At 53.8% G+C, this 17,606-nt stretch carries 17 protein-coding genes; all 17 read right to left on the minus strand.

Annotated features, from left to right (window positions below; genetic code table 11):
* Nucleotides 1–76 precede the first annotated feature (76 nt).
* The 17 genes from rpsO to VIN76_RS08525 all read right to left on the minus strand — a co-directional run bounded on the left by rpsO (nucleotide 77) and on the right by VIN76_RS08525 (nucleotide 17,574).
* Complete coding sequence (gene rpsO, locus VIN76_RS08445; RefSeq protein WP_332041397.1) at nucleotides 77–346, minus strand: 30S ribosomal protein S15; 270 nt, start codon at nucleotides 344–346, stop codon at nucleotides 77–79.
* 24 nt (nucleotides 347–370) lie between these two features.
* Nucleotides 371–1,312 (minus strand): tRNA pseudouridine(55) synthase TruB, encoded by a 942-nt coding sequence (gene truB / locus VIN76_RS08450; RefSeq protein WP_332041398.1) that lies wholly within the window; start codon nucleotides 1,310–1,312, stop codon nucleotides 371–373.
* A 44-nt stretch (nucleotides 1,313–1,356) separates the two neighbouring features.
* Entirely contained in the window at nucleotides 1,357–1,758 is a 402-nt protein-coding gene (gene rbfA, locus VIN76_RS08455) for a 30S ribosome-binding factor RbfA (RefSeq protein ID WP_332041399.1), read from the minus strand.
* Nucleotides 1,758–2,198, minus strand: a complete 441-nt coding sequence (locus tag VIN76_RS08460) for a PaaI family thioesterase (RefSeq protein ID WP_332041400.1) — start codon at nucleotides 2,196–2,198, stop codon at nucleotides 1,758–1,760. Before VIN76_RS08460 ends, rbfA begins: the two co-directional genes overlap by 1 nt.
* A 29-nt stretch (nucleotides 2,199–2,227) precedes the next feature.
* On the minus strand, nucleotides 2,228–4,795 hold the full coding sequence (gene infB, locus VIN76_RS08465; protein ID WP_332041401.1) for a translation initiation factor IF-2: 2,568 nt from the start codon (nucleotides 4,793–4,795) through the stop codon (nucleotides 2,228–2,230).
* Nucleotides 4,796–4,860: 65 nt separating this feature from the next.
* Nucleotides 4,861–5,550, minus strand: coding sequence for a DUF448 domain-containing protein (locus VIN76_RS08470; protein WP_332041402.1), 690 nt, complete (start codon nucleotides 5,548–5,550; stop codon nucleotides 4,861–4,863).
* Nucleotides 5,531–7,159: a transcription termination factor NusA gene (gene nusA / locus VIN76_RS08475; RefSeq protein WP_332041403.1), complete on the minus strand. Its 1,629-nt coding sequence runs from the start codon at nucleotides 7,157–7,159 to the stop codon at nucleotides 5,531–5,533. Before nusA ends, VIN76_RS08470 begins: the two co-directional genes overlap by 20 nt.
* Nucleotides 7,160–7,161: 2 nt before the next feature.
* The gene (gene rimP, locus VIN76_RS08480; RefSeq protein ID WP_332041404.1) at nucleotides 7,162–7,734 is read right to left on the minus strand and encodes a ribosome maturation protein RimP; all 573 of its coding nucleotides are present in this window, start codon (nucleotides 7,732–7,734) and stop codon (nucleotides 7,162–7,164) included.
* Between the two features lie 158 nt (nucleotides 7,735–7,892).
* Complete coding sequence (locus tag VIN76_RS08485; protein ID WP_332041405.1) at nucleotides 7,893–8,867, minus strand: calcium/sodium antiporter; 975 nt, start codon at nucleotides 8,865–8,867, stop codon at nucleotides 7,893–7,895.
* 11 nt (nucleotides 8,868–8,878) lie between these two features.
* Nucleotides 8,879–10,102, minus strand: coding sequence for an argininosuccinate synthase (locus tag VIN76_RS08490; RefSeq protein WP_332041406.1), 1,224 nt, complete (start codon nucleotides 10,100–10,102; stop codon nucleotides 8,879–8,881).
* 127 nt (nucleotides 10,103–10,229) lie between these two features.
* Complete coding sequence (locus tag VIN76_RS08495; protein WP_332041407.1) at nucleotides 10,230–11,468, minus strand: class I SAM-dependent methyltransferase; 1,239 nt, start codon at nucleotides 11,466–11,468, stop codon at nucleotides 10,230–10,232.
* A gap of 42 nt (nucleotides 11,469–11,510) precedes the next feature.
* A complete protein-coding gene (locus tag VIN76_RS08500; protein ID WP_414696317.1) occupies nucleotides 11,511–12,287 on the minus strand; it encodes a molybdopterin-binding protein in 777 nt (258 codons plus the stop codon).
* Nucleotides 12,284–13,093 (minus strand): cytochrome b/b6 domain-containing protein, encoded by an 810-nt coding sequence (locus VIN76_RS08505; RefSeq protein WP_332041408.1) that lies wholly within the window; start codon nucleotides 13,091–13,093, stop codon nucleotides 12,284–12,286. Before VIN76_RS08505 ends, VIN76_RS08500 begins: the two co-directional genes overlap by 4 nt.
* Nucleotides 13,094–13,229: 136 nt before the next feature.
* The gene (gene rlmN / locus VIN76_RS08510) at nucleotides 13,230–14,477 is read right to left on the minus strand and encodes a 23S rRNA (adenine(2503)-C(2))-methyltransferase RlmN (RefSeq protein WP_332041409.1); all 1,248 of its coding nucleotides are present in this window, start codon (nucleotides 14,475–14,477) and stop codon (nucleotides 13,230–13,232) included.
* Nucleotides 14,478–14,544: 67 nt separating this feature from the next.
* Entirely contained in the window at nucleotides 14,545–16,266 is a 1,722-nt protein-coding gene (locus VIN76_RS08515) for a tetratricopeptide repeat protein (protein WP_332041410.1), read from the minus strand.
* A 133-nt stretch (nucleotides 16,267–16,399) separates the two neighbouring features.
* Nucleotides 16,400–16,894 carry a hypothetical protein gene (locus VIN76_RS08520; RefSeq protein ID WP_332041411.1) on the minus strand — a complete coding sequence of 165 codons (495 nt, stop codon included), beginning with the start codon at nucleotides 16,892–16,894 and terminating at the stop codon, nucleotides 16,400–16,402.
* A complete protein-coding gene (locus VIN76_RS08525; RefSeq protein WP_332041412.1) occupies nucleotides 16,891–17,574 on the minus strand; it encodes a histidine phosphatase family protein in 684 nt (227 codons plus the stop codon). The genes VIN76_RS08520 and VIN76_RS08525 overlap by 4 nt, the downstream gene beginning before the upstream one ends.
* Between the last annotated feature and the right edge of the window lie 32 nt (nucleotides 17,575–17,606).

Below are 17,606 nucleotides of genomic sequence, written 5' to 3' on the forward strand. Positions count from 1 at the left end.
TGCCTTTTCTGTTCCCCTTAAAATCCAGGGGACCAATATGAAAACGGCCTCCATCGGGAGGCCGGTTTCCAATTTCTTATTTCCGAAGACCAAGGTCTTTAATCAGCTTTGAATAGCGTCCCGCATCTTTTTTGCGGAGATAGTCCAGCAAAGAGCGGCGCTTGTTCACCATCATCAAAAGTCCGCGGCGCGAATGGTTATCTTTGTGATGGCCTTTGAAATGCTCGGTCAGGTTCACAATACGCTCGGTCAGGATTGCAACCTGGACTTCCGGAGAACCGGTATCGCCTTTTGTCTGGGCGAATTTTGTGATCAGTTCCTGTTTTTTTTCTGCGGTAATCGTCATAGTCTTATTTTTCCTTCGAACATCTTACAAATTAAACCCGCGAACAACCTTTACGGTCCCATCTAAAAGCTCTGCCAGAGCAACCGGGCTATCGCCTTCGGTCGCCAGAAAGAGCCCGTGTAACCCTTGTTTTTGGGCGGGGTTCCCGATCAAATCCTGCTCGTCCAGCGTCATGCCATGCCGAAGCAGTCTTGCCTGATCAGGGGTGAGAGCAAAAGCCGGGATGTCGTCCAGCCCTGCCTCAAGCGGCAAGAGATAATCTTTAATGTTCGCGCCCTTACCAATTTCGTTGAGTTTGTCCAGCGAAATCGCATGTTCAAGCGTGAACGGCCCCGCCTTGGTCCGGCGCAACATCGAAACATGTCCGACTGTTCCAAGGCCGCGCGCAATATCGCGGGCAAGAGAACGAATATAGGTGCCTTTGGAAACATGAGCGGAAAGTGTGACGGAAACAAGCTCGCCTTCTGCTTCAAGGGGAGAAACCACGGAAAGGTCGAATATCATAACATTCCGCGTCTTCATCTCGATCTTATCGCCAGCCCGTGCCAGATCATAGGCTCGCTTGCCGTCGATTTTTAACGCAGAATATTTGGGCGGTATCTGTTCAATTGGCCCCGTAAATTGCGGCAATACTGCCTTGATCTGTTCCAGCGTAGGCAAATGATCAGAAGTTTCGGACACCGCCCCTTCGACATCCAGAGTTTCGGTTTCTGTCCCGAACGCAATCGTAAAATCATAGATTTTTGAGGCATCCAGCATACGGCCGCATAGCTTGGTCGCCTCGCCTATAGCAATCGGGAGCACGCCGGTCGCAAGCGGGTCCAGCGTTCCGCCATGCCCGACCTTGGTTTTATCCTTACCCTTGCCGAGAAGCCCCGCCTCACGCAAGTTGCGCTTCACCGCTCCAACAGCCTGGGTAGAGCCAAGTTCCAGTGGCTTGTCGAATATGATCCAACCATGCGGCATCAACCAGCTCCTTTTTGAGCATAATCAAAACGTTTGATACCGGGTTACTCTTCTTCACCCAAATCCCGCGCCACTTTTGGATGGCGTAGCAGGCTTTCGATATGCGCGGCTTCCTCGAAACTATCGTCCGCAAGAAACTTGAGTCGCGCGGCATATTTCATCTTTACCCGTTTGGCGACTTCCTTCTGGAAAAACGCGGTATTGGTTCTCAGCGCCTTCAGCACATCCGCTTCGTTTGCGCCTAACAGGGGCTTTACGAATACCGTGGCATGGCGCAAATCCGGTGACATCCGCACTTCGGTCACACTGACAGAATGGGAAGTCAGTACGTCATCATGCACCTCTCCGCGCATCAGCAGTTCCGACAGGATATGCCGTACCTGCTCCCCCACACGGAGCAGCCGCACCGAGCGGCCTTCAGGAGATGTGTCGTTATGTTTCGCCATTACTGTTTCGCTGACCCAATCATTGCTGGTCCAATCTTAACCGTTGACGTGGCCTTCACCAAAAGCTTACCCGCTTCATCATAAAGCTGTGCTTCCAGAAATCCGATATTGCGGCCCATGCGAACAATCTGCCCTTCGCCATAAACCCGGCCCGGCAACACCGGATTGATATAGGTCACGCTCAGTTCCAATGTTAGCGGAGCATTTACGCCACCCGATTTCACCAGCACCGGAATGCCGATAACCTCGTCAACCATCGCGGCAACGAAGCCGCCCTGAACGCTTCCGCGCGGGCTGGTAAAAGCCTGCGGAGCATCAAAGCGCATCCGGACAGCGCCGGTTTCTCTATCTGCTTCCAGAATGGCCGAGTTGAGAGCTTCAGAACAAGGTGGGCGCTCCAGGCCCAATATTTCCTTGTGCTGCTCCGGTGCTTCAGCCATTTCTATTCCCTGCATGGGTCCGTCTGTCGTCAAAGAACGCGCTCTCTCTCTTCGACTTCAAACACCTCAAGCATATCGCCGGGTTTGATGTCGTTGGTATCTTCCAGCACCGCACCGCACTCCATGCCGGCGCGGACTTCTTCTACATCGTCTTTGAAGCGGCGCAACGACGCAATAGTCGTTGCGCTGACAATAACATCGTCGCGGGTAAGACGTGCGAAAAGCCCCTTGCGAAGCATGCCTTCGGTGACGAGCAAGCCAGCGGCCTTGTCCTTCTTGCCGGATTTGAACACTTCCTTGACTTCTGCACGGCCCACGACATTCTCGATCTTTTCCGGACCAAGTTCACCGGCCATTTCAGCGCGGATATCGTCGGTCAGATCATAGATGATATCGAAATATTTAAGCCGGACACCATCACGCTTGGCAATATCACGCGCTTTTGCATTGGGACGCACGTTAAAACCGATAATCGGGGCATTGCTGGCCGATGCCAATATCACATCGCTTTCGGTAATCGCGCCAACTCCGCTGTGCAGGACACGCACCTTGATATCGTCATTCGATATTTTGTTGAGCGCTTGTACAATTGCTTCTGCCGATCCCTGCACGTCGGCTTTGACGAGAAGCGGGAATTCGACTGCACTGTCGGCAGCGGCGGAGAACATGTTTTCCAGTGAAGTTGGTGCCTGTGTTGTCCGAAGCAACTTCTCTTGCTCCGCGCGGTAGGCCGCAACTTCACGGGCGCGGGCTTCATTCTCAACCACCGTCAGTTTGTCACCAGCGGATGGCACGCCCGAAAGACCAAGCACTTCAACTGGAACAGATGGACCCGCTTCCTTGCGCTGAACACCTTTATCGTCGATCATTGCGCGGACTTTACCCGTTTGCGAACCGACAACAAAAACGTCGCCGCGCTTCAGGGTTCCGCGCTGTACCAGCACGGTAGCAACAGGACCGCGGCCCTTGTCAAGCTTGGCCTCGATCACGATACCTTCGGCTGGACGGTCTGGACGAGCTTTGAGTTCAAGCAATTCGGCCTGCAGATGGATTTTCTCAATCAGCTCATCAAGATTGATCTTTTTGAGCGCAGAGACTTCCACATCCTGAACATCACCGGACATGGCCTCCACAATCACCTCATGCTCAAGCAGACGCGTGCGGACCTGAAGCGGGTCAGCGCCTTCCTTGTCAATCTTGTTGATCGCCACAATCATCGGCACATTGGCCGCCTTGGTGTGGTTAATCGCTTCAATCGTTTGCGGCATCAGACCATCGTCAGCGGCCACAACAAGGATCACGATATCGGTGACATTGGCACCGCGCAAACGCATGCTGGTAAAAGCTTCATGGCCCGGAGTATCGAGGAACGTGATCTTGTCGCCATTCTTCATCTGGACCTGATAGGCGCCAATATGCTGCGTAATCCCGCCAGCTTCCCCGGCAACCACATCGGTCCCGCGCAGGGCATCCAGCAAGGATGTCTTACCATGGTCGACATGGCCCATGATCGTGACTACAGGTGGACGCGGTTTCAGCGTTTCTTCCGGATCAATATCTTTTTCCGTGTCGATTTCAACGTCGGCTTCGGACACACGCTGGATACGGTGGCCAAATTCCTCGACCAGCAATTCTGCTGTGTCCTGATCGATCGTCTGGTTGACGGTGACCATGGAACCCATGTTGAACAAGGATTTAACCAGATCAGCGCCTTTTTCGCCCATACGCTTGGACAGTTCCTGCACCGTAATGGCTTCCGGAACGATCACGTCACGTATCTGCTTTTCACGCGGCTCACGCGGCTGCCCGGACATTTGAGCGCGTTTTTCTTTTTCGCGCGCACGTTTGAGCGCTGCCAGAGAGCGGGCACGCGCTGCACCATCTTCACCGCGCAATGCACGGTTGACGGTCAGCTTCCCGGACTGGCGACGATCATTACGGTCACTCCGGCCGACTTTCGGTTTCGCCTTTGGCTCCGCCCGCTTCGGTGCTTCTACTGGCGTAAATTTACGCGCCGGTGGATGCTTGGATGTTGATGCGCTATCCGTTTCCGCCGGAGCAGCTTCGGCAGGCTCGGCTTTAGCAACGGCTTCAGCGGCAGGCGTTTCGGCAACAGATGCAGCAGCAGCTTCTTCTGCTGCCTTGATTTCTTCCTGAGCCTTTTTAGCTGCTTCTTCTTCAGCTTGGCGCTTTTCTTCGGCGCGTTTTTTCTCTTCGGCTGTCTGGGCTTTCTTGGCCTGCGTATCGCGTTTACGCGCCTCTTCCATAGCGGCCAGACGGGCTTCTTCGGCCTCGCGCAGCAATATCGCCTGTTTTTCCTGACGCGTCAGGATATCTTCCTGCTTCGGCTTGGGCGCTGGCGCAGCCTTTTTGGCTGGTGCAGGCGCGGGAGCAGGAGCCGGGGTTTCCGGCACGATGTTCTTGGCCGCTTCCTGGGCGCCCGGCTTGCCAACCAGTTTACGGCGCTTGACCTCCACGACGACCTTGTTGGTGCGCCCGTGGCTAAACGTCTGTTTGACTTCGCCAGGCTCAACCGAACGCTTCAATCCCAAAGGTTTGCGTTCAGATTTGGCCGTATCTTTATTATCTTCACTCATCGAACAGACTTAATCCTTAAAATTTCCATTACTTCAATAATCTAACAGGCGAACTTCAACCGGGTTCACGCAACTTTCTTCTCTGCTTCACAGCCACCATCGACCTTACCAGTACCGATAAAGTGACGCCATCTATCTAGCATGTGCGATATTCGTTCCGCCGCCCTGTGGTCGGTTATACCTATATGCACGACATTTTGACGCCCCAATGCCACAGAAAGGGCCTGTCGGTCCACCGGCAATATCTGACCACGGACATCCTGTCCTTCGCGATCACTGCCAATACGCCATGCCTGATCCAGTTTTGCAGAGCCATCCCGCCCGGCATCAGACGCATGGAACAACATATCAAGGTCACCCTGCCGCGCAGCCGTTTCAATTTTTTCCGAACCGGTCAGCAACATGCCACCGCGCGCTTCCAAGCCTAGCCGGTTTAATGTGGCGCGTTCCAGCGCATTTTCAACCTGCTGCGCCAAATCGTCCGGAATATCGAGCTTGCCGGTTTTGAAAGCACGCGACAATGCGCCTTTCAGAACGCCTTTGCTCTGTGCGGTTTCAAATGCGCTACGATCCACGCTGAACCATGCGCCGCGGCCCGGTGCCTTGGCACGAACGTCAGGCGCGATTTGCCCGTCGGGACCCAATGCCAGACGCACCAGTGCATCCTGGGGAAGGCTTTCCCCAGTCAAAATACATTTACGGTGCGGCGTGCGATCTAAAGAGTTAGAAGGCGTCTCATTGGGGAGTTTCCGCATTCGCGTCCTCCCCTTTTTCACCTTCAGCAGCAGGAGCTGCTTCGTCTTCATCTTCGAACCAATGCGCGCGGGCAGCCATGATAATCTCGTTGCCCTGCTCTTCGGTCAGACCATAGCTGGCCAATACACCATCAGGCTCAGGCTTGCGATTGTCATTGCGGCGGCGCGGCTCGGACCGGCGTTTCAATACCAGTTCGTCGGTCGCCAGATCGGCAACATCGTCAAGAGTCTTAAGACCAGCTTTGCCCAAAGTTACCAGCATGGCTTCCGTCATATATGGCAGTTCGGCAACCGCATCTTCAACACCCAGTTCGATCCGCTCTTCCCTGGCTGCCGCTTCCCGGCGTTCCAGTGCCTCAAGCGCACGGCTTTGCAGTTCGGCCGCCAGTTCTTCGTCAAAGCCTTCGATGCTCGAAAGCTCTTCGGGAGCGACATAAGCGACTTCTTCCATCTCGCTAAAGCCTTCAGCAACCAATAGCTGAGACAAGGTTTCATCCACGTCCAGATCTTCCTGGAACATCGCCGTGCGGGCCGCAAATTCAGCCTGACGCTTCTCACTGGAATCCGCTTCGGTCATGATATCAATGGCAAGACCAGTCAATTGCGACGCAAGGCGAACATTCTGCCCGCGCCGACCAATAGCAAGGCTTAACTGGTCATCAGGAACAACCACTTCGATCCGGCCTTCCTCTTCGTCGATCAGCACGCGGCTAACCGTTGCGGGCTGAAGCGCATTCACAACAAATGTCGCGATGTCGTCAGACCATGGAATAATGTCGATCTTTTCGCCCTGCATTTCCTGCACGACTGCCTGAACGCGGCTACCCTTCATGCCCACACAGGCACCAACCGGATCGATCGAGCTGTCATGGCTGATCACGCCGATTTTGGCACGGCTACCCGGATCACGCGCAGCCGCCTTGATCTCGATAATGCCGTCGTAAATTTCGGGAACTTCCTGCGCGAACAGCAATTTCATGAAATCGGGATGTGCACGGGACAGGAATATCTGTGGTCCTCGGTTTTCGCGGCGAACATTCAAAATCAGCGAACGGATGCGGTCGCCAACGCGGGCTGCCTCACGCGGGATTTGCTGGTCACGGCGGATGACACCTTCGGCGCGACCAAGATCAACAACGACATGGCCAAACTCAACCGACTTCACGACACCGGTAATGATTTCACCAGCACGGTCCTTGAATTCTTCATATTGCCGTTCCCGCTCTGCGTCGCGGACTTTTTGAAAAATAACCTGCTTCGCGGATTGCGCGTCGATGCGGCCCAGATCCACAGCGGGCAGCGGGTCAACGATAAAGTCCCCTACTTTGGACCCCGCTTGCAGCTTTTCAGCCTGCTTCAGGTCAACCTGCTTGAAATAGTCTTCGACTTCCTCAACCACTTCAACCACACGCCACAACCGCAAATCACCGCTTTGCAGGTCGAGCTTTGCACGAATGTCATTTTCCGCGCCATAGCGCGCCCGCGCAGCTTTCTGGATTGCTTCTTCCATCGCCTCGACCACAATGGCCTTGTCGATCATCTTTTCCGATGCAACCGCATTGGCAATAGCTAGCAATTCAGCTTTATTCGCAGAAATGGCACTGGCCATGATTAGTCTTCCTGTTCTTCGGTTAAAATATCGTCTTCAATTTCGCCTGAAACCTCATCAACGCCGTCAGCAGAAACCGGTATGGTCGCAGCGATCAAGGCATCTGTCAGAATCAGCTTGGCACTATGCACATTGTCGAGGGGGATCGTTTGACGTCCCACCTTGCGATCGTCAATCGCTATTATCTCACCTTCAATGCCTTCAAGCAAGCCGCGTAATTGCTTCTTGCCCGAAACCGCTTCAATCAAATTGATCCGTGCTTCGTGCCCGGCCCAATTCGCATAATCTTTTGCCCGGGTTAGCGGACGATCAATACCCGGAGAGCTGACTTCCAGCCGGTAAGCGCCCTCGACCGGGTCATTGCCTGCTTCTTCCAGAGCATCAAACTTGGCCGAAATCCGCCGTGACAGGTCTGCACAATCATCGATATTAAGCTGACCGGTTTCCGGCCGCTCTGCCATGATCTGCAACGTAGGCTCATCCGCACCGGCAACAAACTGCACACGCACCAAATCAAAGCCCAAAGCCTGCGCCTCAGGCTCGGCAAGTTTGATAATGGCTGTCAAATCGGTCAAATAATGTTCCAGTTAAAATGCAAAACTCTTTCGTGCCGGCCCCATCCGGCGCCAGCCCCTTCAAACTCTTTCAATGTAGGGATGCATGCTATCTAGGGACTGATTCCTATTTTTGCAACGCTATTTTGCAATAGGCGGATTTCCGCCTGTTCCGGGCGTTAAATAGCCGTCAGACTATATAACAGTTGGCCGAGATAAACTATCAGTAACACCGCGCCTTCCCAGCGGGTTATCTTTCGCCCGGTTGCAGCAAGTATCAGCAGCAATATAGATGCGGCAACTAACAGAGGCAAACTGAAACTTGAGATTTCAACAGGGATTGATCCCGGAGAAACAATTGCCGTAATACCGCCGATAAGCAACAGATTGAAGATATTCGATCCTAAAATATTACCCAAGGCAACGGCGCTTGCTTTCTTATAAGCAGCAATCACCGACGTGACCAACTCAGGCAGAGAAGTCCCGATGGCGATCACCGTCAAACCGATAACCGCTTCGCTCATACCAATCATTCTGGCAAGGTCGATAGCACTTTCAACCAGCCACTTGCCGCCCAGAATGATCAGGGCAATACCGGCAAACAACACAAGAACGGATCGCCAAATAGGTTGATCCATATGCAAATGGGTATCCGCTAATTCAAGCGCTTCGGCCTTTTCATGCACGGCGGTGTCAGTGATGTGATACTTTTTTTCCGCCCAATAGACATAACCCAGATAGACGCCCATAATAGCAAGAAACCCGAAACCAATAGCGACTGTTATCCCGCCATTATTCGCAATATACCAGAGCGCAGCCGTAATTATCAGCGCCAGCCCGCCATCACGCCAAAGCTGCCCGCGCAGCACGGCCAAGGGGAATATTATAGATGCGACGCCCAATATCAAAAGGCTGTTGGCTAAGTTGGAACCGGCAATGTTACCCCAGGCGATTCCCGGTGATCCGGCCAACGCCGCTTCAATACTGGCGACAAGCTCCGGCGATGATGTGCCGAATCCGACAATAGTCAGACCGATCAGCATCTGGGACATTCCTGCACGCTCGGCCACGCGGACGGCGCCGCGCACGAGCAGCTCGCCGCCCACGATCAGGACGACCAGACCCACCAACAAGGTCAAAATCGCGAGAAGCATGCTAGCTCAGTTCAACGATGACGCTTGCCAAGCAACCGAAGTCGCAGGGCATTCAGCTTGATAAAGCCTTCTGCGTCTTTTTGGTCATAAGCGCCTGCATCATCCTCAAATGTCACAACGTCCTGACTATAAAGGTTGAAGTCAACATCAGCCTTGCGTCCGACAACGTTCACCGACCCCTTATAAAGCTTCAACCGGACCGTTCCGGTCACACGTTCCTGGCTCTTGTCGATGGCCGCCTGCAACATTTCGCGTTCGGGAGCGAACCAGAAGCCGTTATAAACCAGTTCGGCATAGCGCGGGGCCAATTCGTCCTTCATATGCATAGCACCGCTGTCGAGCGTAAGCTGTTCGATACCGCGGTGCGCCGCGTGATAGATGGTGCCGCCTGGCGTTTCATACATGCCGCGTGACTTCATACCGACAAAACGGTTTTCGACCAGATCGAGTCGGCCAATGCCATGTTCGCGGCCATAGTCGTTCAGTTTTTCGAGCAAAGTCGCGGGGCTCATGCCCACGCCATTGACCGCTACGCCGTCGCCGCGTTCAAAATCAATCCTGATATATTCCGGCGTATCGGGTGCATCTTCCGGATTATTGGTCCGTGAATAGACATAATCCGGCACTTCTTCCCACGGGTCTTCCAGCACTTTGCCTTCCGATGAAGTATGCAGCATGTTCGCATCGGTTGAAAACGGCGCTTCGCCGCGCTTGTCCTTGGGCACCGGAATCTGGTGCTTTTCAGCAAATTCGATCAGGCGCGTGCGGCTGGTCAAATCCCATTCCCGCCACGGTGCAATTACCTTTACGTCGGGGTTCAGGCCATAATAGCCCAGTTCGAAACGAATCTGGTCATTGCCTTTGCCGGTTGCACCATGGGCAACAGCATCGGCGCCAGTCAGCTTTGCAATCTCGATCTGGCGCTTGGAAATGAGCGGCCGCGCGATCGATGTGCCGAGCAGGTAAAGACCTTCATAAACCGCATTGGCGCGCATCATTGGAAAGACATAATCTTTCACAAATTCCTCACGCAAATCGTCGATAAAAATATGCTCCGGCTTTACGCCTAGCATCTCGGCTGTCTTGCGTGCTGGCCCCAGTTCTTCGCCCTGCCCAAGGTCAGCAGTAAAGGTAACGACTTCACAGCCATATTCCTGCTGCAGCCATTTCAGAATAACACTGGTGTCCAGTCCTCCGGAAAAGGCCAGAACTACACGTTTGACGGAATCGCTCATTATCATTCTTTCCAAATGTTCAGAGCCGCGCGCCTATCAGGCTCGGCAAGGCCGTGCAATATGATATGCAAGGTTTAAGGGCGGCGGTACGCAAAAATGCAAAGAAAGACTAAAAAACTGTCATTCCCTACCCATTCAAGCGCTTTTCGGCCTCCCCGATATAGTCGCGCGTCATCGGCAATGTATGCCGGTTGCGGCTGAACTGGATCTGGTAATTGCACATACCGCCGCTTTCAAAAGCCGCTGTCGCGCCTGCAAGATAGAAAGTCCACAGACGGAAAAACCGCTCGTCATAAAGAGCAACGATCTTGTCCTTGTTCGCGGTTGTGCGCTTATACCATTCACGCAAGGTCAGCGCATAATGTAGCCGGAGCGTTTCAATATCTGTCGCGATGAGCCGGAAATGCTCGCTCGCCTCTACTGTCTCACTGAGCGCGGGGATATATCCACCGGGAAAAATATATTTGCGCGTAAAAGAGTCGGTCGTCCCCGGCCTACCCATACGTCCGATGGTATGGAGCAGCATCACCCCGTCATCTTTCATCAAATTCGCGGCACATCTGAAAAATGTTTTGAAATTAGGGGTGCCGACATGTTCAAACATGCCGACCGAAACGATCCTGTCAAACTGCCCCGCGTCGCGCTCTGCAAGATCGCGATAGTCGATAAGCTCAAAACGGACCTTATCCGCGACGCCTTCTTTGCTGGCCCGCTCCTGTGCAACTTTAAGCTGTTCCTCACTCAACGTAATGCCAAGTACCTCAACGCCAAATTTATGGTGCAGGTAGAGCGCCATCCCGCCCCAGCCGCAACCGATATCAAGCACGCGCTGACCCGGATTCAGGTCCATCTTGGCGGCGATATGCGCTTTCTTGTCGAGCTGCGCCTGTTCAAGCGTGTTGCCGGGGTCCGTCCAGTAAGCACAGCTATATTGCATGTCCTCATCCAGAAACAGTTCATAAAGCTTGCGGCTTAGATCATAATGGTGCGCAACGTTCGCCTTAGATCGCCTTTGCCCGTTATATGCATCCAGTTTACCTGCAATATAATCCTTTGCCCTTTTGAAGCCGCTTAACTCACCAAGATGCCCTCCCCGTTCCCACGGCTTATTGGAACGTGCGAGCTGGATCAGCTCCATAATATCGCCCTGTTCGATAATCAGACGTCCGTCCATGAACATTTCCGCTGCGCCCAATCGCGGGTCCAGTAATATCTGGCGCATCACGCCCTTGTCGGCAAGGCGCACCGTAACATCGGGAAATCCGGCCTCAGACTGCCCAAATTTTTCTATCTCCTCATCTGGATGGATGACGGTGATCGTCCCCCTTTTCACAACGCTCTTTAGAAAACGACCTAATATGGACATTCATGTGCTCCTTCGGCATAAAATTACCCATTAATTCTCAGCTTAAACCCCTGCATACCATTCATAATTAGCGACATCTTCCCAATATCCACCTTTGCCGCCGCCGATATTATCCAAAGAGGCTACAGCCTCAATCCCGGTAACATATTTCGCGTGCTTATAGCCCAATTGCCTCTCCACCCGCAGGCGCAGAGGCGCACCGTTTTCAATCGGAAGGGCCTCTCCATTTAATCGGTGCGCCAATATTGTTTGCGGATGAAAGGCATCAAGCAGATCAATACTTTCATAATAAGGCCGCCCGCCAAGTCTGTCAGCGCAATGGAACACGAGAAATCTGGCGCTGCGGAGCAACTGTGCCTGATCGAGTAACAATTTCAACGGCACGCCAGTCCACTGGCCGATGGCGCTCCAACCCTCGACGCAATCGTGCCGGGTGATCTGGGTGCGCTGCGGCATAGACTGCAGCGCCGGAAGCGAAAAGTTTTGCGGCTTCGCAAAAAGGCCGGTCAGACGCAATTGCCAATCGGAAAAGCCCTGCGCGGCGCTGGCTGTATAGTCCGGCGTTCCGGGATTGCGCGTGCCGTTGGGACGAAATTTCGGCGAAAGGTCCGCGATGCTATACTCGCTGGCCAGCTGCATCCGGTCCCCCAAAGCGCGGTGGACCAGAAAATTGGCATCCTCCGCGCTGCTTAATATATTCTGGAATGTCTGATTTCGGCTTAGGGCATCACAGCCGCTCAGCAAGCCAGCCAAGCCCACGGCTCCCGACGTGAGGAGCGCCCGCCGCCCCATCAGGGGTGTTTCTGCAACCTTTATCATTCAGGCCCCGCTTCCCGTTCACCCCCGGTTATCATCCCCCAGGTCTGTTTGAAAGGCCCGGACAGCAATAACAGGGCCATGTGGACAATGAAAAACAGAACCATCAAGAACATGCCGATAAAATGGATTGACCGTGCTGATTGACGGCCCCCGAAAATATCGGTCAGCCAGGGCCAGTTCGCATCCATAGCCGGCGACATGGCAAGTCCGGTGAATATCATCAACGGCAGCAGGATGAAGATCACGCCACTATAACTAAATTTCTGAAGAATATTGTAGATATTGATGCTGTCCGGTTCATGAAAGCGCAAACGGAAGTGGTTTCTAATATCAGCCCATATGCGCGAAGGATGCCATTCGGGCCGCCTGATATGCAGGTCTTGTTGCACATGCCTATTGAGCAGTGATGCAATCATGAAAAGGGTCAGCCCTATGCTAAAAATCCAAGCAAAGAAGAAATGCCAACGGCGACCCTCGGCCAAGCTATAGTAAGACGGAATAGTCGCCCAGCCGGGGAAGGCCCATGTCTGCACCTTGCCATTGCTATCACGCCAATTACCGATAAAGCCAGTTGTCTCAATTCTGGTTTCGCCAAGTCGGACATAACCCATGGTCTGCGACGACCCGACTGCTGCCCAGGCATAATCGTCATTCGCCCCATATTCGCCCCAATATAGTCTGGGGTGGGCATTAAAAATCATCAGCCCGCTCATCAACAGAACCAACAAGCACAGCGCATTGACCCAGTGCCAAAGCCGGGTTGTCAGCCGGTGGCGCACAAACCTGTGTTTTTGCCCCTTTGTCATATCGCTATACATACCGATTGGTGCGACAAAGGAAACCTAAAGGTTACTGCAAGCCCGCAACCAATGTGTTGAAGACATGGAATAAACTGTCACACATCATTTAACAGGTGGGCGGGCAGTGATACTCCCCCCGTTTTTAACCTAATGCGGCCTGTTTTTCTTCCGCAAGGCGGTCCAGCTCTGCGCGGCTTTTCTTTTCGCTTGCGGATTTGAGCTGACCGCACGCAGCCATGATATCGCGCCCGCGCGGTGTCCTTACCGGTGCGCTGATACCTGCATCAAAGATAATCTTGGAAAAAGCCTTGATCCGCTCTGGCGCTGAACATTCATAGTCAGACCCTGGCCACGGATTGAACGGGATCAGGTTGACCTTTGCCGGAAGATCATATTTCCGCAACAGGTTGACCAGTTCGCGGGCATCTTCATCGCTGTCATTTTTGTCTTTCAACATGACATATTCAAAGGTGATCCGCCGCGAATTGCTGGAACCGGGATAGTCGGCACAGGCCTGAAGCAATTCTTCGATCGAATATTTGCGGTTGAGCGGAACAATCTCGTCGCGCGTTTCCTTGTTCACCGCGTGCAGTGAAATCGCAAGATTGACGTTAATTTCTTCGCCTGCCCGAGCGATCATCGGGACCACTCCGCTGGTCGACAAGGTGATCCGGCGGCGCGACAGGGCTAAACCATCCCCATCCATAACGATCTTCATCGCGTCGCGCACATTGTCAAAATTATAAAGCGGTTCGCCCATGCCCATCAGCACAATATTGGTCAGCAACCGCCCGTCAGATTTATACGCCTGATTATATTCCTTGCCGCTATCGGCATCTTCATCGTCGGCAAAATCCATCACGCCCTTGGGCCACTCCCCCAAAGCATCGCGGGCCAGCATAACCTGTCCGACAATTTCTCCGGGCGTAAGGTTACGCACCAGCCGCATCGTCCCCGTATGACAAAAGCGGCAGTTCAGCGTGCATCCGACCTGTGAAGAGATACATAATGTGCCGCGATCTTCATCGGGGATGAAGACCATCTCATAATCCTGTTTGTCCGCGGAGCGCAGCAACCATTTGCGCGTTCCGTCTTCCGACAAGTGCGCCTCGACAATTTCCGGACGGCCAATCACAAACCGTTCCGCCAACCATGGCCGCAGGGTTTTGCTCATATCGGTCATCTGTGAAAAATCACTGATCCCGCGATGATAAATCCAGTGGAAAAGCTGTTTCGAGCGCAGTTTTCCTTGCTTTTCATCCAACCCCGCTGCGATCAGGACATCCCTGATTTCGGAAACGCTTAGACCAATGAGGTCAACACGCCCGTCTTCACGAGGCGTCACCTTGGCGGGAAGAGGGACTGGATCAATATGGCCGGGAATCTGCATGATGGCGCATATAGTGCGGGTCCGGCGCAATTGCCAGCTTTAGCGACCAATGATAGCCGAACAAAGATCAGAGGCGCGAACCTTTTAACGAAACATCCGCCTTCGCCCAGATCACATCCAGCGCTGACCGGGCCTTGGCCGCCTCATCTGTCTTGCTTTGCGCGGTCAGGGCCTCAGCCAATCCCGACATCGACCACCCGTTGCGCGGATAATCTTCCAGGTCCCGACGATACACCGCCTCGGCCTTTGCAAAATCCCCGGCCTCCATCAATACCTGTCCCAAAGACTGGCGGGTTGGATAATACCAGAAAGGCGGCTCCGTATAAGGCAGCGCATCCTGCTTGGCGACGGCGCGCTCAAAATGCTCCACAGCGAGGTCGAGATTGCCGGATTTCCAAGCTATTTCACCCTGAAGCAAATCATCGGCGATATTCAGTAGCACGCTGGCAGGATAGTCCGCATTGTCCAGAAAGCGTATCTGTACAGTGTCTTTTACCGCCGCAAGTTTAGCACGCTCTTGGTTTGCACTTGCGCTATCCCCCGTATTGGCTAGCGCAATACCGCGGGCATAGTGCCAGATCGCATTGGAATAATCGAGATTTTCGGGCGGAGCTGGCTCGGCCATTATCTCTTTCCATTTGCCAAACTGGGTCAGCGTTAGAACTGGAATAGTTTTGAAAAACTCGACAGTCGGGTACTGTTCAATCTGTTCCAACCTGACATTCGCAGCTACCTTTCTTGCCGCATCGATTGCCATTTTGCTCTGACCGGCCATGCTAGTTGCTGCCCACAGAAAATGGATATTATGCGGGTAATAGAGCGCAGGATAAAATCCCTGTGCATTGCAGGCCGCGATATATTCCTCATCCACGGCTGCTGCCCGGATATTCGCCGTCGCCGCATCATCATAGCGCCCGACACGCCAATATATATGTGCGGGCATATGCACCAGATGCCCCGAAGCCGGAACCAGATTGGCCAGCGCATCAGCTTCGTCCTCTGCCCTGCCAGGGTTTTTCGACGCTTCGACTGCATGTATATAAAGATGCAATGCCAGTGGATGTTGCGGGCTGCGCGCAATTATCCGTTCCAGTGAGGCTATGACTTTTTCTGTCTCAGGCTTTGGTTTGCCGTCTGCCGACCAATAGTCCCACGGCATGGTGTTCATCCACGCTTCGGCATAAATCGCCGCTGCATCGTCATCATCGGGAAAGGCCTGGACCACTTCGCCCATGGCGCTGGCATAGGCAAGATCTAGCGGCTCCCGGCTGGTTGCCGGGTCGCCATTGTAACGCTGGGCCTGCGCCTCGATCAGCGCCCGCTCCAGCGGCGTTGCGTTACCCTTCAAAGACTGCGCCTTGGATATCGCTTTATAGGCGGCGCGGCGATCATCATCGCTCATCACCGCCTTGCCCTTGCTTGTCACATTGATATTGGGCCCGGTCGCCAAAGCCTCTCCCCAGAAACACATGGCGCATTGCGGATCGAGCTTTTGCGCTGCGCGAAAAGAGCGGATGCTTTCTGCATGATTGAACCCGAATGCCAGCACCATGCCCTGATTAAAATAGCGCTGTGCGCCTTCGGACGATGTTGTGATGGAACGGCTATAGTCGCCCATGCCGTCGAACAGTGGCGCACCCGCCCTTCGAACCAGATCCGCGTCAGCGCCGGATTTTTCGGTTTCGTTGGCTTCCATGCTCTTCGCAGCCGCGCTCTCGCCGGAACTGGCAGATGCGATTGCTGCAAATGACAAGGCACTTGCCCCCAATATCAATGATAATTTCTTCACAGACCCCTCCGCTCGATGCTTCGCTGGCGGGAATCCTAACAGCTTTGGGGAGGATTATTGTAACTATCGCAATTCCCCAACCACTGGGCGCAATTTATGCACGGAATATCGTAATGCGCCCTTGGCCATACACTCAGTCCAAATTCGAACATCCAATTGATGCCGCATCGATCGCCGTTGCTGCGCCGCGGAGCAGATAGGCGTCCACTATCGGTCGGCCGTCGCGGCCAGTGCTTTCCACGGTCATACTGTTGGCAGAGCGTAAAGCAGCGATGATCGCCGCGTCCATACGCCTGTCTTGCGACCAGCCGTCCGAGCGGTTGGCAATAAGTTGAAACCGGCGTCCACCTACGCCGACCATCACCCGGCTGTTGGTGGAACGGTCCCGGCTCAACCGCACATGGAATTGCGCGCGGATACCGCGTTTCGGCCAGTAACCGACAGATATATAGGATTTGCGCTGGGCTTTACCGGTAATATCCTCTGACTCGGCAATGGCATAACAGCGCGGAATTTCCTGATCTCGAAATGCCCCCCAGCTATCATATATGCCGAGCGATTCCTTGGCCGCTACGGGGACGGAGACCATCGCTAAGGACAATGCAAAAAGGGTGGTAAGCCCCCTCATGCCTTTTCGCTTTCCCCCGCACCCAGATGGACAATCGTTTCCACGCCATCGGTAATTTGAACCAACGACCCTTGCGGAAGGCTATCGGCTATTGGCGCACCGATTAGTTCCAGCGGCTCTCGCCCGGTCAGTAATCCGCGCAAAACACGACTGGTCATACCATGGCTGATCAGCAGCATGTCTCGCTCAAAACTCTGCTCCGCAATCCACGTTTCCAGCCGACGGACAATATCGCCATAGCTTTCCCCGCCTGGAGCCTGACTCAGAAACAGGCTTCTATCACGGTCCACCTGCAATTGGCCTTCCAAAGCGTGATAATAGCTGCCTTCCCATTCACCCATGTCGATTTCTCTTAACCGCACATCTGCCGCCGCCTGATGCCAATCCAGATTAATATGCTCACACACGACCGACAGGGTTTGCAGCGCCCGCCCGGTGTCGGAAGCGACCAGTTGCAGCCCGTAACCTTCGCCTCTGCCATCGTCACTGACAGCATGATTTTCCAGATAACGGGCCAGTGCCCTGCCCATTTCATTCGCCTGTGCAAAACCGCGCTGGGTCAGCGGGGTATGGGCAGCATTGCCCTGTATCCGACCGGCCAGATTGAAAATCGTCTCTCCGTGCCGTGCAATGAACAGCCGCTTTCCTTTGGTGTTCAAATCCTTGCGTAAATTGCTCATATCTATGATCTAATTTGCCCCTGCACTATTGT

It is taken from the genome of Parasphingorhabdus sp., from assembly GCF_036568145.1.
In the GTDB taxonomy this organism is placed as follows: Bacteria; Pseudomonadota; Alphaproteobacteria; order Sphingomonadales; family Sphingomonadaceae; genus Parasphingorhabdus.